Below are 21741 nucleotides of genomic sequence, written 5' to 3' on the forward strand. Positions count from 1 at the left end.
TCGGGGCAGAGAGAGCGAGGGCGCCGGACCATAGGCAGGCCTGCCGGCGAAGGCCAGCGCCACGCACGGGTTTCAGGAGGCGTCCTTTGCCTCGGGCGCCTGCGCGGCGACCGGCCCGGGCTCCGGTTCGACGGAGGCCGGGGCGATCTCCCCATCCCGCCGGTCGCGTTTGCTCCGCTCTTCGGGCGCGCTGACGAAGCCGAAAGCGTGGAGCGGCTTCTCCCGGCCCTTCACCGGCACCTTCAGCGAGCTTGTACCGGCATAACTGCGGCCGCTGACGCGGATCGTCTCTTCCGAGACCACGACATCGGCGAGGACGCGGCGCGTCGCCGCCTCCAGCTGCGCGGCGATCATCACGGTCTCGCCGACGGTGATGTCCCGCCGCCCGAGATTGTCGTTCTCGACCGCCCCGGTGATCGTCTCGCCGGTGTGGATGCCGATCCCGATGCGCAGCGGCAGTGGCAAAGCGGCGCCGAATTCGCGGTTCAGCGCCTCGACGGCCCGCACGATATCGGCCGCGGCGGTGATCGCGGCCTGGGCGGCGCGGGCGGGCGTGCCCTCCAGTCCGAACACCGCCATGAAGCCGTCGCCGTAGAAAGCGTCGATCCGGCCGTCATGAGCGGCGATCGCCTGGCCCATCTCGTCGTAGAAGCGGTTCAGCAGGCCGATCAGCTCCTGCGGCAATTGCCGCTCGGACAGCGCGGAGAAGGCGCGCAGATCCGCGACCAGCACGGTGAGGCCGCGCTTGCCCATCATGGCGTCGGGCTCCAGCGTGCGCCCCGGCGCCGCGTTCAGGCGCGAGGCGAGCAGGATCTGCACCTGGAGATCGTCGCGCGGCCGGATCTGGCAGGCGAGGCGCACGCGCTCCGGCGCCGAGATGCGGCGCAGCAGCCTTGCTTCGTTGGCACCGGGCGGGGGCAGCGTGTCGGCGCCGTCGATCACCAGCACCCGGCAGGTGGCGCAGCGCGCCCGCCCGCCGCAGAGCGCGGCATGGGGAATGCCGAAGCGGCGGAACATCTCCAGCACCGTCGGCCCGGGCGCAGTGCGGCGGGTGCCATGGCCGACGAAGCGCAGCGTGATCTGCCGCGTGGTCCGCACCCGCACCTCGCGGACCACGACGAACAGAACGAAGCAGCCGACCAGTCCGTAGAAGGTGCTCTTGGCCCAGGTGACGTTGAAATCCGCCATCGCGATCTGGGCCTGCGTCATCGCTTCATCCGGCAGCGCCATCAGCTGGGCCTCCCGGGCCGCGACCGAGAAGCCGATCAGCGCCAGCAGCGGCACCAGCACGGCGCCGAGCATGAACACGTCCCGCCAATGGCGGTAGCTCTCGCGCCCGCGCAGCAGGAAATGGATGCCGATCATGCCGTGCACCCAGACCAGCAGCAGCAGCAGCGACTGGGCCGGCGCATAGCGAGGCCAGAGCCGGCGCAGCACGGAGTGATAGCTCTCATCCATCTGGAAATAGGAGCCCATCACCCGCGTCGCGATCACATGGTCGACCAGCAGGAAGGGGATCGTCAAACCGAGCGCGATCTGGATCATTTCCCGGGCGGGCATGCGGAAGGTGCGCCGCTGCGCCACCCGCAGCAGCGCGAAGAGCGGATGCACGATCATCGCCGCATAAAGTGCGATGGTGCCCGGCCAGCTGTGCCACACGCCATAGCGCCAGGCCTGCGCCTCCTCCATCACCGCCACGCCGAAGATGCCGAGCGCATGGTTCAGGAAATGCGTCGTCGCGAAGACGAGCAGAATCACCCCCGAAACGAGGCGGATATCCCGGCTCCAGGAGGAGACCTGCTCCATCCCGGCGCCCATGCCAGCGCGGCCGGAGCCGGAAACGGGGGTAGCGCTCATCCGCGAATCCGATCAGGCGACCGGCTCGGCATCGCCGAGCACGACATTGGCGAGGCGGGCGACGCGCGTCGCCAGATCCCGGCAGATCGCCAGGCTGAACTCGGGCACCGTCTGCAGCAGCTCGAAGAAGAGGTCGCGCGGGATGCGCAGCGCCTGCACCTCGGTGCGGGCGCTCACCCGGCCGCGGAAGCGCTCGCCGCTCAGCAGCGCCACATCGCCGAAGAGACTGCCCGCCTCCGTGCGGAAGCGCGTGCCGGCGCCGTCGTCCCGGTCCTGCGAGTATTCGACCTCGCCCTGAAGCACGACATAGACCCCGTCGGGGCGCTGGGCATCGCCGACCAGCACCGTGCCCGGCGCGAAGCGCAGCCGCTCGCCCATCAGTGCGAGCAGCTTGAGCCGCGAGGTCGGCATCTCCTGGAAGAGCGGCAGGCTCTTCAGACAACCGATATCGGTCTCGAGCGTCATGACCTCGCCTCCATCCGTTCCAGGGCAGGACTTTCCGGGGCCCGCCCCGCCCCATTCTCGTCGATCTCGTCGGTTTCGTCCCGCCCCTGATTCTGGATCGTGCCCGCCGGGCCGTGGAACGTCACGCGGATCGGGGCATCTTCCAGGAGATGCGCATCGCGAGCGAGAAGGAAAAGGGTTGCGTCCTGGCAGTGGCGACGCAGCCGCCCCAGGATCTCGGCCGGCTCGTCCGAGAGCGCGAGCAGCCCACCCATGTCGAGCACCGCGATCTGCGGCGCCTTGACCAGCGCCTGCACCAGCGGAATCGCCTGCCGCAGCTTCGCCGGCAGATACCGCCCGCGAATGCCGGCTTCGGTGTTCAGCCCGAGCCGATAGAGCGACTCCTCCAGCCCCGACCGCTCCAGCGCCTGATGCATCACCTCGGCGACCCGCTGCTCGGCATCGGCGACACCATAGCCGATGCGCCCGAAGAGCAGGTTGTCGCGCACGCTGGCACCGATCATCACCTTGTCCGGATCGTAGAAATCGACATCCTCCGCGGCATTCGCCGGCAGATGCGCCCGGAAGCTCGCCCGCGCCCGCAGGATACGCCGGCGCAGCCGGTCGTCGATCAGGTTGAGCCGGTGCTTGGGCTCGATATAGCCGAGCGCCAGCGCCACGAGGTCGCGCTCGGTCACCGCGTCCAGCGGTGCGCGCATGTCCTGCTTGGCGAGAACCTCTGCGAGTTCGTTCAGCCGCTCGAAATCGAAGCCGACGCCGAAGGAATAGCGCTGGAACAGGGCATGGCCCTGCGGCAGCCCGGTGAAAATCTCGACCACGGTGGCGACGATGCGCGCGCCCATCTCGGCCAGCGGCTCGACCAGCGCCTCCGCCTTCAGGATCGCATGGGCATAGGGCTCGAAGAGCAGGCTCGCATTGTCGAAGCGCGGGCTGGTGCGTGTGCCGAAGATGAGATTCTCGGCGAGCGTGCCGTTCTCGTTGTAGCGGTCGAGCACGAAGGGTTCGATGAGATTGCCGCGGTCGACCCGGGCGAGCTCGGCCGCCACGGCCCGCCGGGCGGCGATGATGCGGTCGACAGCGCCTTCGCTGAGCGGCGGCATCACCTTGCCGCCGAGCCCGAGCTGGTAGATGTCCTCGGTGCAGCCGAACACGTCGAGCAACTCGCGCACGCGGGCCGCGAGCTCCGCCGCATCGGCCACCCCCGCGCCCTCGTAATCGGTCCAGTCCGCCTCGTAGGGAAAGGGCGAATTGCCTGAGCGGATCGCCTCCACGAAACGCCGGTGCTCGCCCTCCCCGACCCGGCCCTCGCGCTTGATCGCTGGCCGGTGGCGCTTGAGCGGCAGCAGGATGTTGTCACGGATGGTCCCCGCGATCAGCTCCGGCTCGTCGCCGGCATAGCCGATGAGATGGCTCGCCCGCTCGACGGACATGTCGGCCAGCGGCTCGCCGTCGATCAGCACCTTGCCGGTGTAGTTCGTCGCCTGCCGGCCGAGCACGCGCCCCAGCACGTCCTTGCCGCCCCCCTGGGGGCCGACGAGAGCGACCAGGCCGGGACGCGGCAGCGACAGCGAGAACGGCATGAGCAGCGGTTGCCCGCGATTGTCGAGCATCTGCAACGATTCGATGCGGATCTCGCCCTTGTCCGGCAGCGGCGCGATCGCCGCCCCGTCCCCGAGCAGCAGCACGTCGTCGCTATTGAACTGCGAGATCACCTGCTCGTATTTGATGGTGACGTCGTTGCGCTGCTGGTCCCAGTCGATCAGTTCCTTGATCGGCGGCGGCAGATCGCGATAGGCGGCGATCACCGCCACGAGCTGGCCGATATCCAGCCGCCCCTGCAGGGCGAAGAAGCCGCCGATCGCGTAGAAGAAGAACGGCGTGACTTGGGCGAGCAGATTGTTGAGGAATTTGACGGCGAATTTGCGCTTGTAGAGCGCGTAGCGGATGTCGAACAGCGTACCCAGCCGCCCGGCGATGTCGGACTGCACATAGGCCGTCGCGCCGTGGGCCTGGATCATCGGCCCGGCATCGACGATTTCGCCGATGCGCCCGGCCAGCGAGCGCGAGGCGATCTGCCGCTCGCGCCCCAGCCGCAGCTGTTCGCGCCGCAGGATCGGAATGATGATCGCCTGCGCGAGCACGATCAGCAGCGCGATCGAGCCCAGCCAAACGCTCTGCACCATGATGAAGACCAGCGCCGTCAGGGCCTGTCTCAGCAGGAAGACCGGCTGGATGAAGGCATCGCCGACAAAGGCGCCGATCGGCTCCACCTCGTCCTTGATCATGCTCGCGATCTCGGCCGGCTTCACCGCCCGGATCTCTTCCGGCCGGAACCGCATCAGCTGGCTGAACAGGTCGTAGCGCATGCGGCGCAGCATGCGCTCGCCGAGAATGCCCTTGCGGACGTTCACGACATATTTGAAGCCGCCATTGATGAGCACCAGCAGCAGAAAATAGAAGGACAGGCCGAACAGCAGCCCGAGCTGATCGACCTGAAACCCGTCGAAGAGCTTGAAGCCCCAGCCCCCGGCCCAGTCCGGCAGATGGAACGACATCTCGAACAGCGTGGCGCTGGTCTTGCCGTTCTTGAAGGCGCCGCCCTGGATCGCGTCGTTCACGATGCGCTTGGGCACGTCGAACGAGGCCCAGTTGAACGGAATCGAGACGAGGATGATCAGCAGGACGACGATCTGCTCGCCCCGGCTCTTCTGCCAGATGTACCGGAAGAGATTGGAATCCAAGGCGCGATCCTGTCCGGCGCGGCGGAAGTCGATCCCTTCACTTATGCATCGCGGGCGCCCCCGTCCATATCCAGGGGCCTCTGCCTTTGATCCGCCGCGCGCGCCTGTGCCGTCGCGCCGCCGTCATCCGCGCAGGGCAGACGACGAAGGCCCCACGCATTGGCGAAAGCCATTGGCAAGTCGGAACTTTCGACGTCTAGTGGGTTTGAGGTCATAACCGGCTGGGTTCGAAGGCAGGCGTCGTTTCGGGTCATGGACATCCTGCGAGTCAAGGATCTGCAGATCGGCTTCACGATCCACGGGCTGGCTCGCGATGTCGTGAAGGGCGTGAGCCTGCGCGTTCCCGCCGGCAAGACGGTGGCGCTGGTCGGCGAATCCGGCTCGGGCAAATCGGTGATCTCCCAGGCGATCATGGGGCTGCTGCCGCGCTCGGGCGCCGTGACCGGCGGCGAGATCCTGTTCCGGGACCCGGCGGCGCCCGACACGGTGGTGGATATCGCGGGGCTCCCGGCGGAAGGGCCCGGCATCCGGGCCCTGCGCGGCGGGCGGATCGGCATGATCTTCCAGGAGCCGATGTCCTCGCTCTCGCCGGTCCACACCATCGGCAACCAGATCGAGGAAGCGCTGCTGCTCCACCGGCCCATGCCGAAGAAGCAGGCCCGCGAGCAGATCGAGGCGATGCTGAAGCGGGTCGGCTTCAAGGACCCGCCCCGCGCCTTCGGGGCCTACCCTTTCGAATTGTCGGGCGGGCTGCGCCAGCGCGCCATGCTGGCCATGGCGCTGATCTGCCGGCCGGCCCTGCTCATCGCCGACGAGCCGACGACCGCGCTCGACGTGACGATCCAGGCTCAGGTGCTCGACCTGATGCGCGATCTCCAGGCCGAGATGGGCATGGCGATCCTGCTCATCACCCATGATCTGGGCGTCGTCGCCAATATGGCGGACGAGGTCGTGGTGATCTTCCATGGGCAGATCATGGAGCGCGGCACCGCCGAGGACGTCTTCCGCCGGCCGCGCCACCCCTATCTGAAGGCTCTGCTCAACGCCTCGCCGCATTTCGACATGAAGGAGGGCGAGCGGCTGGTGGCGCTGCGCGAGGCGCGGCCTCGCCCGAAGGCCGAGCCGCGGCCGACCTCGGCGGATTCCGCAGCGGCTGCCACCCCGCTCCTGCGCGTACGCCATCTGAGCAAGACCTACGTCACCGGCTCGCGCGGCTTTTTCGGCAAGGGCAGCCTGACCGCCACGAAAGCGGTCGACGACGTCTCCTTCGACATCCGCCGCGGCGAGTGCCTCGGCCTCGTTGGCGAGAGCGGCTGCGGCAAGACCACGGTCAGCAAGATCGTAATGCGCGCGGTCTCCGCCGATGGGGGCGAGGTCGTCTTTGACGATGGCCACAGCCGCACCGACATTCTCGCGCTGGACGGCGAGGCGCTGCGCGCCTTCCGGCCGAAGGTCCAGATGATCTTCCAGGACCCGGTCTCCTCGCTCTCCCCGCGCATGACGGTGCAGAACATCCTGCGCGAGCCGCTGGTGGTTCACGGCCGGGGCGACGCGCGGGAGCAGGGGGAACGGGTCAGGCAGCTGATGCAGGATGTCGGGCTCGATACCCGCTTCCTCAACCGCTACCCGCATTCCTTCTCCGGCGGCCAGCGCCAGCGCATCGGCATCGCCCGCGCTCTGGCGCTCGATCCGGAGCTGATCATCTGCGACGAGCCGGTCTCGGCGCTCGACGTCTCGGTGCAGGCGCAGATCCTCAACCTGCTGAAGGATCTCCAGGCCGAGCGCGGCCTGACCTTCCTGTTCATCTCCCACAATCTCGCGGTGGTGAACTACATGGCGGAACGGATCGCTGTGATGGCCAATGGACGGATCGTCGAGATCGCCCCGCGCCACCGCATCTTCACGGCTCCGGCCCATCCCTACACCCGGGCGCTGCTGCGCTCGGTGCCCTTCGCCGATCTCGACCGCAAGCTCGACTTCAAGCTGACCGCGACGGGCGGCGCCTCCGACGAGCGCCATTGGGGCACGGCCTTCCGTCATGGCGAGGATGGCGCGGCGCTCTCGCATCTGCCGCTCGGCGAGGGGCATTTTGTGCTCGCTCGCGCGAATGCCGATATCAGGGAGCTGGTCTCGTGAACGGGTGCTGGACGAGGCCGACACGTCGCACGGCCCTGCTGATGGGCGCCGCCGCCTTCTCCCCCCTCGGCCGCGTCGGCCCTGCGCGGGCGCTGCCCCTGCCGGCTGGCGCCATCGACAGCCCCTATTTGGCCGAGCGCGTCGCCTCCGGCGCCCTGCCCCCCGTAGCCGACCGTCTGCCGGACACCCCGCGCCTGATCGACATGGCAAAGCGCGAGCGCCTGCCGGGCCGTCATGGCGGCGATATCCGCATGCTGATGGGCGACCAGCGCGACCTGCGGATGATGACCCTCTACGGCTACACGCGCCTCGTCGTCTATGGCGACGACCTCGAGCTGACGCCCGACGTTCTGGAGCGCTTCGATATCGAGGAGGGGCGGATCTTCACCCTGACCCTGCGGGCCGGCCATCGCTGGTCGGACGGGTCCCCCTTCACCACGGAGGATTTCCGCTACTGGTGGGAGGATGTCGCCAACAACCGGCGCCTCTTCCCCGGCGGGCCGCCACCGGCGCTGCTCTCGGGCGGCGATCCGCCGCGCATCGACATCGTCAGCGAAACCGTGATCCGCTACAGCTGGACCACGCCGAACCCGATTTTCCTGCCCGCGCTGGCCGATGCGCAGCCGACCTACCTCTTCATGCCCTCGCGCTATCTCAAGCGCTTCCACGATCGCTATGCCGACAAGCGCGAGCTGGCCGATGCGATCGCCCGTAACCGCGTGCGCGATTGGGGCGCGCTGCACGAGCGCCAGTCCCGCATGTACCGGCCGGAGAATCCGCATCTGCCGACGCTCGAGCCCTGGCGCAACACGACACCGCTGCCGGCCGAGCAGTTCGTCTTCGAGCGCAACCCCTATTTTCACCGCATTGACGAGAACGGCCGGCAACTGCCCTATGCCGACCGCGTGACGCTGACGATCGGCACGAGCTCGCTGGTGCCCGCCAAGACAGCGGCCGGCGAGGCGGACCTGCAGGCGCGCTATCTGCGCTTCGACAACTACACCTTCCTCAAGGATGCCTCGAAGCGGATGGATCTCGATGTGCGGCTGTGGAAGCGGGCGGAAGGCTCCTTTTTCGCGCTTCTGCCCAATCTCAACGCGATCGACCCGGTCTGGCGCGATCTCAATCGCGATGTGCGCTATCGGCGGGCGCTCTCGGTCGCGATGAACCGCGAGGACGTCAACAAGGTCATCTTCTTTGGCCTCGCCCGCGTCAGCGGCAACACGGCCCTGCCCGAGAGCCCGCTTTACGACGCCCGCCTCGCCAAGCTCTGGACGCAGCACGATCCGGCCCTGGCCAACCGCTTGCTCGATGAGATCGGCCTGACCAGGCGGGACGATGACGGGGTGCGCCTGCTGCCGGACGGCCGCAGGCTGGAGTTCAGCATCGAGACCGCCGGGGAAAACACCGAGGAAACCGACATTCTCGATCTGCTGAAGCAGGATTTCCTGGCGGTCGGCATCAAGATCTATCCGCGATCGAGCCAGCGCGACGTCTTCCGCCGCCGCATCCTGGCCGGCCAGACGATCATGTCCGGCTGGGCCGGGATGGACAACGCCCTCGTCACGCCGGACATGGAGCCCGATACGCTGGCTCCTACCTCGCCGGCCCAGTTCCAATGGCCGCGCTGGGGCCAGTTCTTCGAAAGCAATGGCCGCGAGGGGGAAAGACCCGCGCTGGCGGAGGCGAACGATCTCCTGCAGCTCTACCAGCACTGGCGCGTCAGCGTCACGCGCGACGAGCGCCGCAAGATCTGGGAGGAGATGCTCGCGATCAACGCCGACCAGCTTTTCACCATCGGCGTCATCAACGGCACGCTGCAGCCGATCGTGAGTTCGCGCGAGCTGCGCAACGTGCCGGCCGAGGGGCTCTACAGCTTCGAGCCCGGCGCCTTCCTCGGCCGCTACATGCCGGACACCTTCTGGTTTGACCGCAAGACGGCAGGCGAGGGCTAGGGTCGTGCTGCTCCGCTACATCCTCAAGCGTATCCTGATCATGATCCCGACGCTGATCGTGACCAGCGCCCTGATCTTCACGGTGATCAACCTGCCCGAGGGAGATTATTTCGAGACGCTCGCGGCCGAGATGCAGGCCCAGGGCGAAAAGGCCGATATGAGCCGCATCGAGTTCCTCAAGAAGGAATACGGTTTCGACAAGCCGCCGGTGGAACGGTATCTCTATTGGGTCGCCGGTCTGCTGCGTGGCGATATGGGCTATTCCTTCGAGTATCAGCGCCCCGTGCGCGAGATCGTCGGCGACCGCCTGTTCCTGACGATGCTGGTCTCCTTCGCCACCATCGTCTTCACCTGGATCGTCGCCTTCCCCATCGGCATCTACTCCGCCACCCACCAATACAGCTGGGGCGATTACGGGCTGACCTTCATCGGCCTGATCGGGCTCGCCGTGCCGCATTTCCTGCTGGCGCTGGTGTTCATGTATTTCGCCAATATCTGGTTCGGCACCTCGATCGGCGGACTAGTCGATCCGGCCTATCTCAACCAGCCGATGAGCTGGGCGAAGCTGAAATCGGTGCTGGAGCACCTCTGGATCCCGGTGATCATCATCGGCGCCGGCGGCACCGCCGGGATGATCCGGGCCCTGCGCGCCAATCTCCTCGAAGAATTGCAGAAGCAGTATTATGTCACGGCCCGCGCCAAGGGCCTGCCGCCGGGCAAGGCGCTGCGCAAATACCCGCTGCGGATGTCGCTGAACTTCTTCATCTCCGACATCGGCGACATCCTGCCCTCCATCGTCTCGGGGGCCGAGGTCGTCGCCATCGTGCTCTCGCTGCAGACCACCGGCCCGCTGCTGATCCGGGCCTTGCAGAGCCAGGACATGTATCTGGCCGGCTCCTTCCTGATGTTCCTCTCCTTTCTCACCGTCATCGGCGTGCTGATTTCGGATATCGCGCTGGCGATCCTCGATCCGCGCATCCGGCTGCAGGGAGCGGCGACCAAGTGACGGGGACCCCGATGACCGCGAACGCTCTCGGGGATCTGCCGCCGGATGGCGCGCCGCTGCCGCATGCCGCCTCGGACGCGCCTTTCGACCCCTATGCCGTCGAGGCAATGACCCCGGCGCAGGAGCGGGTCTATCTCGCCTCTCAGACGCAGCTGATGTGGTGGAAATTCCGCAAGCACCGCCTCGCGGTGATCTCGGGAGTCGTCATCCTCGCGATCTATGCGATGGCGGCCTTCGCCGAATTCCTCGCTCCCTATCACTACACCACGCGCAACACCGACTTCATCCGCGCACCGGGCCAGTCGGTCCATCTCTTCCATGACGGGCAGTTCCTCGGCCCCTTCGTCTATCCCTACAAGCTCCAGCTCAACATGGAGAATTTGAAGCGCGAATATACCGAGGACCGCACGCAACCGCAGAAGCTGCGCTTCTTCTGCCGCGGCGATTCCTATGATTTCTGGGGGGTGATCCCGGGCGACCGGCATCTGGTCTGCCCGCCGGCGGGCGGCACCTTCTTCTGGCTGGGATCGGACCGGCTCGGCCGCGACATGTTTTCGCGCATCCTCTATGGCGGGCGCATCTCGCTCTCGATCGGCCTGATCGGGATCAGCATCTCCTTCGTGCTCGGCATCATCATCGGCGGCATCGCCGGCTATTATGGCGGGCGGGTCGATCTCGTCGTGCAGCGCATCATCGAGATCGTGCAGTCGCTTCCGCATATTCCGCTCTGGCTGGCGCTGGCGGCCGTGATGCCGCCCTCCTGGAGCCCCTTGCTGGTCTATTTCGGCATCACCGTCATCCTCGGCCTGATGGACTGGACGGGGCTCGCCCGTTCCGTGCGCTCCAAGCTGCTCTCGCTGCGCGAGGAGGATTACGTCGTCGCAGCCCAGCTGATGGGAGCCAAACCGCGGCGCATCATCGGCCTGCATCTGGTGCCCGGCTTCATGAGCCATCTCATCGCCTCGGCGACGATCACCATCCCGAAAACCATTCTGGGCGAGACGGCGCTCTCCTTCCTCGGCCTGGGCCTCAGGCCGCCGATCACGAGCTGGGGCGTGATGCTGAACGAGGCGCAGAACATCAATGTCGTGGCGCTCTATCCCTGGCTGCTCTATCCGGTCGTGCCGGTGATCCTGATCATCCTCGCCTTCAACTTCCTCGGCGACGGCCTGCGCGACGCGGCCGATCCCTATCGCTAGGCCAATCCCTTTCTCGCGTGCGCATCGCCTTCCACACCCCGCTCAACCTGTTCGACGATGACGGCGTCTCGGGCGACCGCCGCATGGCGCGCCAGCTCGTCGCCGCGCTTCGCAGCCTCGGCCATGAGGTCGAGCCCGTGCCGGCACCGCGCTTTTATCTGCGCAGCGCAGACCCGGCCGAGCTCGCAGGCCTCCAGGCGACCGCCCGCACACTTTGCGCGGATCTGACCGCGCACTGGCGCCACCGGTCCGCGCCCGATCTCTGGTTCACCTACCATCACTATTACCGCGCGCCGGATCTGCTCGGGCCCACCCTCTCGGCCGGCTTCGGCATCCCCTATGTCACCGCCGAAGCCAGCGATGCTCCCCGCCGGGCCGAGGGCGAATGGGCACCGCATACGCAGCTCGTGCGCAGCGCGCTCGCGGCCGGTGACGCCCATATCTATTTCACCGAGCGCGACCGGCAGGGGCTGGAGCCCTGGCGCAGACCGGGCACCGCGCTGATCAAGCTGCCGCCCTTCGTCGCTTTCGACACCGCGCCGCCCGAGGCCGGTCGGACGCAGCGGCAGCCCCTGCGCCTCGTCACCATCGCCATGATGCGCGCAGGCACCAAGCAGAACAGCTATCTCGCGCTCGCCCGCATCCTCGATCGCATCCGTCACTTGGACTGGCGGCTGAGCGTGATCGGCGACGGAAGCGGGCGTGCAACCATCGAGCCCGCCTTCGCGGGCCTGCCGCCCGGCCGCGTCTCCTGGCTCGGCCTGCTCCCGCGCGAACGCGCCCTCGCCGAACTCGCGGGCCATGATCTTTTCGTCTGGCCGGGGCTGCGCGAGGCCTATGGCCTGGTCTATCTCGAAGCGCAGGCGGTCGGCCTGCCGGTCGTCGCCTTCGACAGCGGCGGCGTCGCAGATGTGGTGGCGCAAGGAGAAACCGCCCTGCTCGTGCCCGAAGGCGACGAGGCCGCTTTCGCCGACGCGCTGGAAGCCCTGCTGCGCGATCCGGACCGCCGGGAGCGGATGGGCCGCGCGGCGCGGCGCTTTGCCATGGCGGAGCGCTCGCCGGCGCGAGCTGCCGACAATCTGGCGGAAGTTCTCGCGGTCGCGGTCGCAAACCGGCGGGCCAAGATGGCGCCAGACGAGGGGAAGCGGCTGTCATGAGCGCCTCGCTTTGGCCCGCTTTCGTGGCGGAACTGGATCGCTGGAGCGCGACGGGCCTGACCCTGCGGCTCTGGCTGCGCGATGACGACGCGATCGCCCCCACCCCCGCTTTGTCCAGGCTGGCTGCGCTCGCCGAGCGCTTCGGCGCGCCGGTGCTGCTGGCGGTGATCCCGATGCAGGCTGAACCGGCTCTGGCCCAGGCCTTGCGCTCGATGCCGGCGCTCTTGCCCTGCCAGCATGGCTGCCACCATCGCAATCAGGCGCCGCCGGGGGCCAAGAAGTCCGAATTCCCGGCCGCGCGCGGGGCGGAGGCGGTCGATGCCGAGATTGCCCTCGCCAGAGCGAGGCTGACCGATCTTTTGGCCGACGCGCTGCTGCCCGTCTTCGTGCCGCCCTGGAACCGGATCGACCCCGCCCATGCCGCAAGGCTTCCGGCGCTCGGCTTCGCCGGACTGTCCTGCTTTCGCGACGACGTCATCCCGCAGGAGCAGGGACCCGCCCGGCTCCCCACCCATCTCGACGTGATGGATTGGAAGCGCGGCCGCGTCGGGCGCGCACATGACGATCTGCTGGCGGAACTCCTCGGACTGCTGGCGCGGCGCCGCGAGGCCGGCACCGGAGCAAGCGCGGCGGGCGGAACCCTCGGCGTCCTCCTCCATCATCGCGATCACGACGACACCGTCTGGAGCTTCCTGGACACCCTGCTCAAGCGCGTTGCGGCGCATCCATCCGTCTCGGTCGCCGATCCGCGCGATCTTCTTGCCGATGCCGGCCGACGGTCTTGGATCGGGCGAGACGGCCGGCTATAAGCGGCGCGTAGACATCGCGCATCCCCATCGGGGCGGCCACGATGCTCTAGGAGTGAGCTGGAGCATCGTCCGTCCTTCCGCATCATGGGAGGCCGTTTTGACCTGTCCCGGAGGACCGGCGTGCCGATCTATGCCAACGTCGTCGACCTTCCCGGCGCCGGGCGCGCGCCGCGCAGTCCCCATGCGCCGCGCGTCCTGATCTACAGCCACGACACCTTCGGCCTCGGCCATATCCGCCGCTGCCGCGCGATCGCCAATGCGCTCGTCGCCAGCTATCCGCATATCTCGGTGCTGATCGTCTCGGGCTCGTCGGTGATCTCGAGCTTCCAGTTCGGCGACGGCGTCGATTACATCCGCATTCCGGGGATCGAGAAGCAGGCGGACGGCAGCTATCAGCCGCACCACCTCAATCTCGGCCTGGACGACACCATCGCCCTGCGGATGGAGCTGATCCGGCAGACGGTCGTCACCTTCGACCCGGATGTCGTCATCGTCGACAAGGAGCCGCTCGGGCTGCGCGGCGAGATCCGGCCGGCTCTGGACCTGCTGCGTCGGCGCGGCGCCCGCATTATCCTGGGCCTGCGCGACGTGCTCGATGAGCCGGCGGCCGTGCTGGCCGAATGGCAGGCCAGCGGTGCGCTCGAGGTGCTCGACACCCATTACGACGACATCTTCGTCTACGGCATCGAGAGCGTCTATGCGCCTCTGACCGGCCTGCCGGAGCCGGAGCGCTTTGCCGGCAAGGTAAATTATCTGGGATATCTCAAGCGGGCGGTGCCCAGCCCCATGCCGCCCAACCGCTACCCGCGCATCACCAAGCAGCCCTTCATCCTCGTCACCCCCGGCGGCGGCGGCGACGGGGCGGGCGTCATCGACTGGGTGATTTCGGCCTATGAGACCGATCCGACGATCGAGCTGCCGGCTCTGATCGTCTTCGGTCCCTTCATGTCCCGCGAGAAGCGCAAGGATTTCGCGGAACGGATCGCCCGCAATCCCAAGCTCGAAGGGCTGGGCTTCGAGCCGCGCCTGGAACTGCTGATGAACCGCGCCCACTGCGTCGTGGCGATGGGCGGTTACAACACCTTCTGCGAGGTGCTCTCCTTCGACAAGCCGGCCCTGATCGTGCCGCGGATGCGCCCGCGCCGCGAACAGGCGATCCGGGCCGGGCGTGCGGACGAACTCGGCCTCGTCCAAATGCTGCCTGACCCCGTCCAGACCGGCGAGGGCGAGCGCGATCCGGCGGTGATGGCGGCCGCGCTCCACGCGCTGCCCAAGCGGCCCCCGCCCTCGCAAGCCTTCGTGCCGAGCCTGCTGGACGGATTGCCGGCCCTCTCCCGCGCTCTGGCGGGCGATCTGGCTACGCCGATCCGCAGCCGCGCCGGCGCACAGGCCGCGACCTGACCCGGACGGCTTCAGGACGAGACCGGCAGAGCGCCGGGGACAAGATGCCGCAACGGCTGGCCAAGCGTCGCCGGAGGGTCTAACTCCCTGCCATGACGCTGTCGAACACGCTCGTCCCCATTGCCATCGTCGCGGTCGCCGTGGTCCTGATCCTGGGCCTCGTCAACATGATGCGGGGCGGCAGCGCCAACACCTCGCAGCGGCTGATGCAGCTGCGCGTCCAGCTGCAATTCGTGGCGATCCTGATCATCCTCTTCGTGCTGTGGTGGCGCAGCGGCGGCTGACCCGGCGGCCTCTCTCCGGGCGGACCCGCTGGTCCGATCATTCCAACGGCGCCAGCCTCGCGGCGCCGTGAGGTCGAGGCTTCCCGGATGGGGAGTCGGACGCGGCCGGCGGCTCGCCCGCCACATTCCGGACAAGAGTGTATGTGTTTCACTAACGCCGTCTCGAAACCCGATCGGTCAGTCATGCTTCGCGTTGTGCTGTTGTCCCTGGCCGGCTGCCTGGCTGCCCTGCCCTGCACGGCACAGTCGCAGACGGCTCCGGCCGGCGCCTCCAGCTACGCCCCGGCGACCGAAGCGCCCGCCGCCGCCTGGGAAGCGCGCCTCGGTGGCGCCTTCGCCGACCTCGGCGGACGCGAGAACGGCCTGTTCAACCTGAGCGGCGAAGTGCTCTCGCCCCGCCTGTTCCAGCTGCAGGACCGGATCGCCTCCGCCTTCATCCCGCGCTTCAACCTGGGCTCGAGCATCAACCTCAACGGCACCCGCTATGCCTATGCCGGGGCGACCTGGACCTTCGACATCGGTCGCGACGTCTTCGTCGAAGCCAGCCTCGCGGCGGCGCTGAACGACGGCAAGACCGGCGGCGTGGTGCCGGAAAATCGGCTGAGCGTGGGCTGCAACGCCGGCACGCGAGAGGCCGCGGCCCTCGGCTTTCGCCTCTCCCGCAGCTGGAGCCTCGTGACCACGCTGGAGCATTTCAGCACGGCGGGCTGTTCCGGCCAGCCGGGCACGGCCTCGCCGCGCGGCCCGGCCAATATCGGCGCCCGGATCGGCTACACCTTCTGACGCGCGCGACCACGCGGTCACCGCTCTTCCCGATCACGCCCGCCGCGCTATAGGCGGGACATGGTCAAGCTCAACCGCATCTACACCCGCACCGGCGACGACGGCACGACCGGTCTCACCACCGGCCCCCGCCGCCCGAAATTCGATCTGCGCGTCGCCGCCTATGGCACGATCGACGAGACCAATGCCTGCATCGGCATGGCCCGCCTGCATGCCGCGGGGGAGGATGGCGAGGTCGATGCCATGCTGGGGCACATCAGCAACGATCTGTTCGACCTGGGCGCCGATCTTTCGACGCCCGAAACCGGCAAGCCGCTACCCTTTGAGCCGCTGCGCATCGTGGCGGCGCAGGTCGAGCGGATCGAGGCCGATATCGACCGCCTCAACGAAACGCTCGCTCCCCTGCGCTCCTTCGTGCTGCCGGGCGGCACCCCGGCTGCGGTGCATCTGCACCTCGCCCGCACGGTCTGCCGCCGCGCCGAGCGGCTGATGACCGAGCTCGCCGCCACGGAAGGCGAGAGCGTCGGCCAACCGACCCTGAACTATGTCAACCGGCTGTCGGATTTTCTCTTCGTCGCCTCGCGCTACCTCAACGCAAGGGCGGGAGGCGACGTGCTCTGGGTCCCCGGCCAGAACCGGTGAGCCGCTGCCCCGGCCGGAGACAAGCGCCATGTTCGTCCCGCTCTATGATGGCGTGCCGCTGCGTTTCACCCGCTTAGGCTTCGTCACCTATGGGCTGATCGCAACCTGCGTCCTGCTGCAGCTGGCGCTCTGGCGCTGGCCCGGCCAGCAGGGCGAAATCGCGATCATGGCCGGATTCGGCCTGATCCCCTCCGTGCTGTTCGGCCAGGCGCAGTTGCCGGAGGGTCTGGTCCATGCCCCGGCGATGCTCACCTTGTTCAGCAACGTGCTGATCCATGCCAGCTTCGCGCATCTGGTGGGCAACATGCTGTTTCTCTGGGTGTTCGGCGACAATGTCGAGGATGCGATGGGCCATGGCCGCTTCGTCGCCTTTTTCTTCCTGTGCGGGCTCGGTGGCTCGCTCGCGCATGCGGCGGTCTATCCGCAATCGGACCAGCCTCTGATCGGCGCCTCCGGCGCGATCTCGGGCGTGATCGCCGCCTATCTGATGCTCTATCCCCGCGTCAGGGTCTGGGGCCTCGCCTTCAAATGGATCCCCGTCCACATTCCCGCCCTCTACACGCTGAGTGGCTGGATTCTCTTCCAGGCGGCCTCGGCCTGGTTCGATCCGCAAGGCAGCGTCGGCTGGTGGGCCCATCTCGGCGGGCTCGCCACCGGCGCGGCGCTGACGCCCCTGTTCATCCGGCGGGAGCTGCGCCTGTTCGGGCGTGGGCCGGCGCGTGGCTGAGGGGCTTTCGCGCAGTGTCGCATGCGCGCGCGTGGCGTTGACAAGCGCGAAGACCCATCGCTACGGTCCCCCCCGCATTTCAGCCGAGGGCCGCGATGCCGCCATTTCGCCGGTCTCGGCGGCGCGGCACGCGGCGAATCTCTTCAGAACGGTGATCGGACGATGAAGATCCTGGTGCCCGTGAAACGGGTTGTCGACTACAACGTGAAGATCCGCGTGAAGGGTGACGGGTCGGGTGTGGAGCTGGCCAACGTCAAGATGTCGATGAACCCCTTCGACGAGATCGCGGTCGAGGAGGCTCTGCGTCTGAAGGAGGCCGGCAAGGCGACCGAGGTGGTGGTGGTGTCGATCGGGCCGCAGCAGGCGGCCGAGACGATCCGCACGGGCCTCGCGATGGGCGCCGATCGCGGCATTCTGGTGAAGGTGGACGGGGTGGTCGAGCCGCTGGCCGTCGCCAAGCTGCTGAAGAAGGTCGTCGAGCAGGAGAGCCCCGGCCTCGTCATTCTCGGCAAGCAGGCGATCGACGACGATTGCAACCAGACCGGCCAGATGCTGGCCGCGCTGCTGGGCTGGCCGCAGGGCACCTTCGCCTCGAAGGTCGAGCTGGCCGCGGAGAGCGTCGACGTGACCCGCGAGGTCGATGGCGGCCTGCAGACCGTGACGCTGAAGCTGCCGGCGATCGTGACGACCGATCTGCGCCTCAACGAGCCGCGCTACGCCTCGCTACCCAACATCATGAAGGCCAAGAAGAAGCCGCTGGACGAGACCTCGGCCGAGGCTCTGGGCGTCGATGCGAGCCCGCGCCTCAAGGTGCTGAAGACCGCCGAGCCAGCCGGCCGCTCCGCCGGCGTCAAGGTGGGCAGCGCCGCCGAACTCGTCTCCAAGCTCAAGACCGCCGGGGTGATCTGATGACCACGCTGCTGCTCGCCGATCACGACAACGTCTCGGTCAAGGATTCCACCGCCAAGGCGCTGACCGCCGCAAAGCAACTGGGTGCGCCGGTCCACATCCTCGTCGCCGGCGAGGGCGCCAGGGCCGCCGCCGACGCGGCCGCGAGGCTCGAGGGCGTCGAGAAGGTGCTGCTGGCCGAGGGCGCGGCTTACGCCCACCAGCTCGCCGAGCCGCTGGCTGCGCTGCTGGTCAAGCTGGCTGAAGGTTACGACGCGATCGTCGCCTCCTCGACCACGACCGGCAAGAACGTGCTGCCCCGCGCCGCCGCCCTGCTCGACGTGATGCAGGTCTCGGACGTGATGAAGATCGTCTCGCCCGACACCTTCGAGCGCCCGGTCTATGCCGGCAACGCGATCCAGACGGTGCAGTCGGCCGAGCCGAAGAAGCTGCTGACGATCCGCACCGCCTCCTTCGCCGCCACCGGTGAGGGCGGCTCGGCGCCGGTCGAGGCGGTGTCGGCCGCGGACGAGCCGGCGCTCTCCAGCTTCAAGGGCGAGGAGGTCGCCAAGTCCGACCGTCCGGAGCTCGCCTCCGCCAGGATCATCGTCTCGGGCGGGCGCGCGCTTGGCTCGACCGAGGCCTTCACCAAGGTGATCGAACCCGTCGCCGACAGGCTGGGCGCCGCGATGGGTGCCTCGCGCGCCGCGGTCGATGCCGGCTACGCCCCGAACGACTGGCAGGTCGGCCAGACCGGCAAGGTCGTCGCGCCCGAGCTCTACATCGCCGTCGGCATCTCAGGCGCGATCCAGCACCTGGCCGGGATGAAGGACTCCAAGGTCATCGTCGCCATCAACAAGGACGAGGAGGCGCCGATCTTCCAGATCGCCGATTACGGCCTCGTCGGAGACCTGTTCACCATCCTCCCCGAACTCGACCAGGAACTGGCCAAGGCCGGCAAATAGGGCGGTTCGACCATGTCCGGGCCGCCGGAAGGCGGCCCGCTTCGCTCCTTCGGGAGCCTGTATCATATCGGGAACGGACCATGGCGGATAAGGCGATCAGGAAGATCGGCATCATCGGCGCGGGCCAAATGGGCAACGGCATCGCCCATGTGGCGGCCGTCGCCGGCTTCGACGTGAAGCTGCACGACATCGCCGAGGACCGGATCAAGGCGGCGCTGGCGACCATCGATGGCAATATGGCGCGCCAGGTCGCCAAGGGCGGCCTGCCCGACGAGGAGCGCCGCGGCGCGATGTCGCGCATCGAGCCGGCTCCGGGCCTGCCCGATCTCGGCGATTGCGACCTCGTGATCGAGGCCGCGACCGAAAGCGAGGAGGTGAAGCGCAAGATCTTCACCGCCATCTGCCCGCATCTGCGCGCGGACGCGATCCTCGCCTCGAACACCTCCTCCATTTCGATCACGCGCCTCGCCGCCGCCACCGACCGGCCGGAGCATTTCATCGGCATCCACTTCATGAATCCGGTGCCGCTGATGCAGCTCGTCGAGCTGATCCGCGGTATCGCGACCGATGACGGCACGTTCGAAGTCGCCAAGGACTTCGTCTCCAAGCTGCACAAGACGATTTCGGTCTCGGAGGATTTTCCCGCCTTTATCGTCAACCGCATCCTGCTGCCGATGATCAACGAGGCGGTCTACACGCTCTATGAGGGCGTGGGCTCGGTCGATGCGATCGACACGGCCATGAAGCTCGGCGCCAACCACCCGATGGGCCCGCTTCAGCTCGCCGACTTCATCGGCCTCGACACCTGCCTCTCCGTGATGCAGGTGCTTCATGACGGGCTGGCGGATTCCAAATACCGTCCCTGCCCACTGCTGGTGAAATATGTCGAGGCCGGCTGGCTCGGCCGCAAGACCAAGCGCGGTTTCTACGATTATCGCGGCGAAAAGCCGGTTCCCACGCGCTGACGAAGCGCGCCGCTCAGCGGCGTGCGGCCCGATTGTCGACGCCGGAGATCTCGACGGTGGGAGCGGGCACGCCGGTAGCCGCCTGCCACAGGATGCGGTTGCGCGTGCCGTGGACGGCGAGCGCCGCCGGCCCGGTCAGGGTGATGTCGACCGTCTGATCGGCTCCCGCGACGGCGATGTCGCTCGCGCCCACATCGACGCCGATCGAGGCGGAGACAGTGTTGCGCGTGGTGTCCACCGACAGCCGGCCGGCCTTGCCGCCTCTCGCCTCGTTGTCGATGCCCGAGACGATCAGCGATCGCGCGGTGTCGAAAGACACCACATGGCCGCTCCCTCGGATCTCGACCTCTCCACATGGGCCCGTCAGGGCGAGCCTGTGACCTCGGCCGGAGATCGACACGTCCTGGCCGGTCGCGCAGGCGATATCCCTCTGCGCTCCGGTACCGCTGACATGCAGTATCTCGGCCGCCATCGCTGCGACGGGGAGCGCGGCCAGCAGCAGCACGAAGCCGTAGCGCTTCGGCACGATGGAACCTCCTCTGTGACGTCTCCCGCGATAATGCCCCGCAATCGGGCGAGAATATGCCTCGGGGAGCTCGTCGGCCCCGATGACGCATCCCCTTCACATTCCTGTCGTCTCGGGCTTACATTGATCCCAGGGCGGGATTCGTCCCGCTGGGGCCTGATCCATCGGGTTGAAGCAACCTGATCGGCGAATCGGTCTCCTTGAGACGTTGGAGCACGACCTGATCGGTTGCGCCGCGCATCCGATCGGTCCACGCTCCGGCGAAGCGGAGGTGCGACGAATTTGACGGCGCATGTGATGCATCCGATGGCGTCGCCGGACGGCTGTCCGGCCCTCGTCCTCAACGCGGATTTCCGGCCCCTGAGCTATTATCCACTGTCGCTGTGGAGCTGGCAGGACGCGATCAAGGCGGTCTTCATGGACCGGGTGAACATCGTGTCCGAATACGACACCGTCGTCCGCAGCCCTTCCTTCGACATGCGGCTGCCTTCGGTCGTCTCGCTGAAGAGCTATATCAAGCCCTCGCGCACCCCAGCCTTCACCCGCTTCAACGTCTTCCTGCGCGATCGTTTCGCCTGCCAGTATTGCGGCGCCCGGGAAGAACTGACCTTCGACCACGTCATCCCGCGCTCGAAGGGCGGTCTCACCACCTGGGAGAACGTCGTGGCCGCCTGCTCCCCCTGCAATCTGCGCAAGGGCGACAAGATGCCGGCCGCCGTCGAGATGTTTCCGGCGCAAAAGCCCTTCGCGCCCTCGATCAACGACCTGCACCGCAACGGCAAGCTCTTTCCGCCCAATTATCTCCATGAGAGCTGGCTGGACTATCTCTACTGGGATTCCGAGCTGGAGCCGTGAACACCCGCCCCGAGCGCCCTGCCTGGCTTCCATCGTCCTGCCTTCGGCTCAGCGGCACCAGACGGGTTTCGCGACGAAGCCGCGCAGAGACTCTCGGGTGAGGCCGAAATCCTCCAGCACACTGTCGGGCTCGCTGCCGAACATGTGGCTCAGCCGGCGCCGATAGATCATCCGCTTGAGCCAGAGCGAAACCAGGACTGTTTCATCGGTCTCGAAAGCCGGCTGCAACACGCTCGGCTGCAAAAGCGGAGGGGTCAGTCGCCGCTTGACATTCCGGAAGGGCACGACGACACGCTTGCCCCTGGATATCGGCCGCTCAGCCAAGGTCTGGTTCATTGCACCCTCCCCGCGAACAGGATGCAGCGACCGATAAAAGCGGT

General features: G+C 67.6%; 20 protein-coding genes. 15 read left to right on the top strand and 5 right to left on the bottom strand.

Annotated features, from left to right (window positions below; all coding sequences use genetic code 11):
- Positions 1-72: 72 nt before the first annotated feature.
- Genes ACOJTB_RS00160 through ACOJTB_RS00170 form a run of 3 tightly spaced genes read right to left on the bottom strand, consistent with a single transcriptional unit; the run spans position 73 to position 5063 of the window.
- Positions 73-1857 carry an adenylate/guanylate cyclase domain-containing protein gene (locus tag ACOJTB_RS00160; RefSeq protein ID WP_420100484.1) on the bottom strand — a complete coding sequence of 595 codons (1785 nt, stop codon included), beginning with the start codon at positions 1855-1857 and terminating at the stop codon, positions 73-75.
- A 12-nt stretch (positions 1858-1869) separates the two neighbouring features.
- Positions 1870-2322 (bottom strand): Crp/Fnr family transcriptional regulator, encoded by a 453-nt coding sequence (locus ACOJTB_RS00165; RefSeq protein ID WP_420100485.1) that lies wholly within the window; start codon positions 2320-2322, stop codon positions 1870-1872.
- Positions 2319-5063 carry an ABC transporter transmembrane domain-containing protein gene (locus tag ACOJTB_RS00170; RefSeq protein WP_420100486.1) on the bottom strand — a complete coding sequence of 915 codons (2745 nt, stop codon included), beginning with the start codon at positions 5061-5063 and terminating at the stop codon, positions 2319-2321. The genes ACOJTB_RS00165 and ACOJTB_RS00170 overlap by 4 nt, the downstream gene beginning before the upstream one ends.
- A 252-nt stretch (positions 5064-5315) precedes the next feature.
- Between ACOJTB_RS00170 and ACOJTB_RS00175 the strand changes: the two genes are divergently transcribed.
- From ACOJTB_RS00175 to ACOJTB_RS00240, 14 genes are all read left to right on the top strand, one after another.
- Complete coding sequence (locus ACOJTB_RS00175; protein WP_420100487.1) at positions 5316-7199, top strand: ABC transporter ATP-binding protein; 1884 nt, start codon at positions 5316-5318, stop codon at positions 7197-7199.
- Between the two features lie 41 nt (positions 7200-7240).
- A complete protein-coding gene (locus ACOJTB_RS00180) occupies positions 7241-9154 on the top strand; it encodes an ABC transporter substrate-binding protein (protein ID WP_420100567.1) in 1914 nt (637 codons plus the stop codon).
- Between the two features lie 7 nt (positions 9155-9161).
- Positions 9162-10160: an ABC transporter permease gene (locus tag ACOJTB_RS00185; RefSeq protein ID WP_420100568.1), complete on the top strand. Its 999-nt coding sequence runs from the start codon at positions 9162-9164 to the stop codon at positions 10158-10160.
- Positions 10161-10171: 11 nt separating this feature from the next.
- A complete protein-coding gene (locus tag ACOJTB_RS00190; RefSeq protein WP_420100488.1) occupies positions 10172-11359 on the top strand; it encodes an ABC transporter permease in 1188 nt (395 codons plus the stop codon).
- A gap of 17 nt (positions 11360-11376) precedes the next feature.
- Complete coding sequence (locus ACOJTB_RS00195) at positions 11377-12516, top strand: glycosyltransferase family 4 protein (protein ID WP_420100489.1); 1140 nt, start codon at positions 11377-11379, stop codon at positions 12514-12516.
- Entirely contained in the window at positions 12513-13325 is an 813-nt protein-coding gene (locus ACOJTB_RS00200; protein WP_420100490.1) for a polysaccharide deacetylase family protein, read from the top strand. The genes ACOJTB_RS00195 and ACOJTB_RS00200 overlap by 4 nt, the downstream gene beginning before the upstream one ends.
- A gap of 120 nt (positions 13326-13445) precedes the next feature.
- Positions 13446-14726: a glycosyltransferase family protein gene (locus ACOJTB_RS00205; RefSeq protein WP_420100491.1), complete on the top strand. Its 1281-nt coding sequence runs from the start codon at positions 13446-13448 to the stop codon at positions 14724-14726.
- 92 nt (positions 14727-14818) lie between these two features.
- A complete protein-coding gene (locus ACOJTB_RS00210) occupies positions 14819-15010 on the top strand; it encodes a twin transmembrane helix small protein (RefSeq protein ID WP_420100492.1) in 192 nt (63 codons plus the stop codon).
- 183 nt (positions 15011-15193) lie between these two features.
- Positions 15194-15793: an acyloxyacyl hydrolase gene (locus ACOJTB_RS00215; protein WP_420100493.1), complete on the top strand. Its 600-nt coding sequence runs from the start codon at positions 15194-15196 to the stop codon at positions 15791-15793.
- Between the two features lie 60 nt (positions 15794-15853).
- The gene (locus ACOJTB_RS00220) at positions 15854-16435 is read left to right on the top strand and encodes a cob(I)yrinic acid a,c-diamide adenosyltransferase (RefSeq protein ID WP_420100494.1); all 582 of its coding nucleotides are present in this window, start codon (positions 15854-15856) and stop codon (positions 16433-16435) included.
- Between the two features lie 28 nt (positions 16436-16463).
- Positions 16464-17162 (top strand): rhomboid family intramembrane serine protease, encoded by a 699-nt coding sequence (locus ACOJTB_RS00225; RefSeq protein WP_420100495.1) that lies wholly within the window; start codon positions 16464-16466, stop codon positions 17160-17162.
- Positions 17163-17324: 162 nt separating this feature from the next.
- Positions 17325-18071, top strand: a complete 747-nt coding sequence (locus ACOJTB_RS00230; protein ID WP_420100496.1) for an electron transfer flavoprotein subunit beta/FixA family protein — start codon at positions 17325-17327, stop codon at positions 18069-18071.
- The gene (locus ACOJTB_RS00235; RefSeq protein WP_420100497.1) at positions 18071-19015 is read left to right on the top strand and encodes an electron transfer flavoprotein subunit alpha/FixB family protein; all 945 of its coding nucleotides are present in this window, start codon (positions 18071-18073) and stop codon (positions 19013-19015) included. Before ACOJTB_RS00230 ends, ACOJTB_RS00235 begins: the two co-directional genes overlap by 1 nt.
- 80 nt (positions 19016-19095) lie before the next feature.
- On the top strand, positions 19096-19980 hold the full coding sequence (locus ACOJTB_RS00240; RefSeq protein ID WP_420100498.1) for a 3-hydroxybutyryl-CoA dehydrogenase: 885 nt from the start codon (positions 19096-19098) through the stop codon (positions 19978-19980).
- Between the two features lie 13 nt (positions 19981-19993).
- On the opposite strand, the gene ACOJTB_RS00245 is transcribed toward ACOJTB_RS00240, so the two are convergent.
- Positions 19994-20506 (bottom strand): DUF3060 domain-containing protein, encoded by a 513-nt coding sequence (locus ACOJTB_RS00245; RefSeq protein WP_420100499.1) that lies wholly within the window; start codon positions 20504-20506, stop codon positions 19994-19996.
- 297 nt (positions 20507-20803) lie between these two features.
- Here ACOJTB_RS00245 and ACOJTB_RS00250 point away from each other — a divergent pair, with 297 nt between their 5' ends.
- Complete coding sequence (locus ACOJTB_RS00250; protein ID WP_420100500.1) at positions 20804-21361, top strand: HNH endonuclease; 558 nt, start codon at positions 20804-20806, stop codon at positions 21359-21361.
- 48 nt (positions 21362-21409) lie between these two features.
- Here the strand turns inward: ACOJTB_RS00250 and ACOJTB_RS00255 are convergent, their stop codons facing one another.
- Entirely contained in the window at positions 21410-21697 is a 288-nt protein-coding gene (locus tag ACOJTB_RS00255) for a hypothetical protein (RefSeq protein ID WP_420100501.1), read from the bottom strand.
- Between the last annotated feature and the right edge of the window lie 44 nt (positions 21698-21741).

The sequence above is a fragment of the Allobosea sp. genome (assembly GCF_048595345.1).
Taxonomy (GTDB): domain Bacteria; phylum Pseudomonadota; class Alphaproteobacteria; order Rhizobiales; family Beijerinckiaceae; genus Allobosea.

What these genes read in the sequence shown, in the direction of transcription:
- ACOJTB_RS00160 (WP_420100484.1), bottom strand. Translation starts at nt 1,857, where the DNA reads ATGAGCGCTACCCCCGTTTCCGGCTCCGGCCGCGCTGGCATGGGCGCC.
- ACOJTB_RS00165 (WP_420100485.1), bottom strand. Translation starts at nt 2,322, where the DNA reads ATGACGCTCGAGACCGATATCGGTTGTCTGAAGAGCCTGCCGCTCTTC.
- ACOJTB_RS00175 (WP_420100487.1), top strand. Translation starts at nt 5,316, where the DNA reads ATGGACATCCTGCGAGTCAAGGATCTGCAGATCGGCTTCACGATCCAC.
- ACOJTB_RS00180 (WP_420100567.1), top strand. Translation starts at nt 7,241, where the DNA reads ATGGGCGCCGCCGCCTTCTCCCCCCTCGGCCGCGTCGGCCCTGCGCGG.
- ACOJTB_RS00190 (WP_420100488.1), top strand. Translation starts at nt 10,172, where the DNA reads ATGACCGCGAACGCTCTCGGGGATCTGCCGCCGGATGGCGCGCCGCTG.
- ACOJTB_RS00200 (WP_420100490.1), top strand. Translation starts at nt 12,513, where the DNA reads ATGAGCGCCTCGCTTTGGCCCGCTTTCGTGGCGGAACTGGATCGCTGG.
- ACOJTB_RS00210 (WP_420100492.1), top strand. Translation starts at nt 14,819, where the DNA reads ATGACGCTGTCGAACACGCTCGTCCCCATTGCCATCGTCGCGGTCGCC.
- ACOJTB_RS00215 (WP_420100493.1), top strand. Translation starts at nt 15,194, where the DNA reads ATGCTTCGCGTTGTGCTGTTGTCCCTGGCCGGCTGCCTGGCTGCCCTG.
- ACOJTB_RS00220 (WP_420100494.1), top strand. Translation starts at nt 15,854, where the DNA reads ATGGTCAAGCTCAACCGCATCTACACCCGCACCGGCGACGACGGCACG.
- ACOJTB_RS00225 (WP_420100495.1), top strand. Translation starts at nt 16,464, where the DNA reads ATGTTCGTCCCGCTCTATGATGGCGTGCCGCTGCGTTTCACCCGCTTA.
- ACOJTB_RS00230 (WP_420100496.1), top strand. Translation starts at nt 17,325, where the DNA reads ATGAAGATCCTGGTGCCCGTGAAACGGGTTGTCGACTACAACGTGAAG.
- ACOJTB_RS00235 (WP_420100497.1), top strand. Translation starts at nt 18,071, where the DNA reads ATGACCACGCTGCTGCTCGCCGATCACGACAACGTCTCGGTCAAGGAT.
- ACOJTB_RS00240 (WP_420100498.1), top strand. Translation starts at nt 19,096, where the DNA reads ATGGCGGATAAGGCGATCAGGAAGATCGGCATCATCGGCGCGGGCCAA.
- ACOJTB_RS00250 (WP_420100500.1), top strand. Translation starts at nt 20,804, where the DNA reads ATGCATCCGATGGCGTCGCCGGACGGCTGTCCGGCCCTCGTCCTCAAC.
- ACOJTB_RS00255 (WP_420100501.1), bottom strand. Translation starts at nt 21,697, where the DNA reads ATGAACCAGACCTTGGCTGAGCGGCCGATATCCAGGGGCAAGCGTGTC.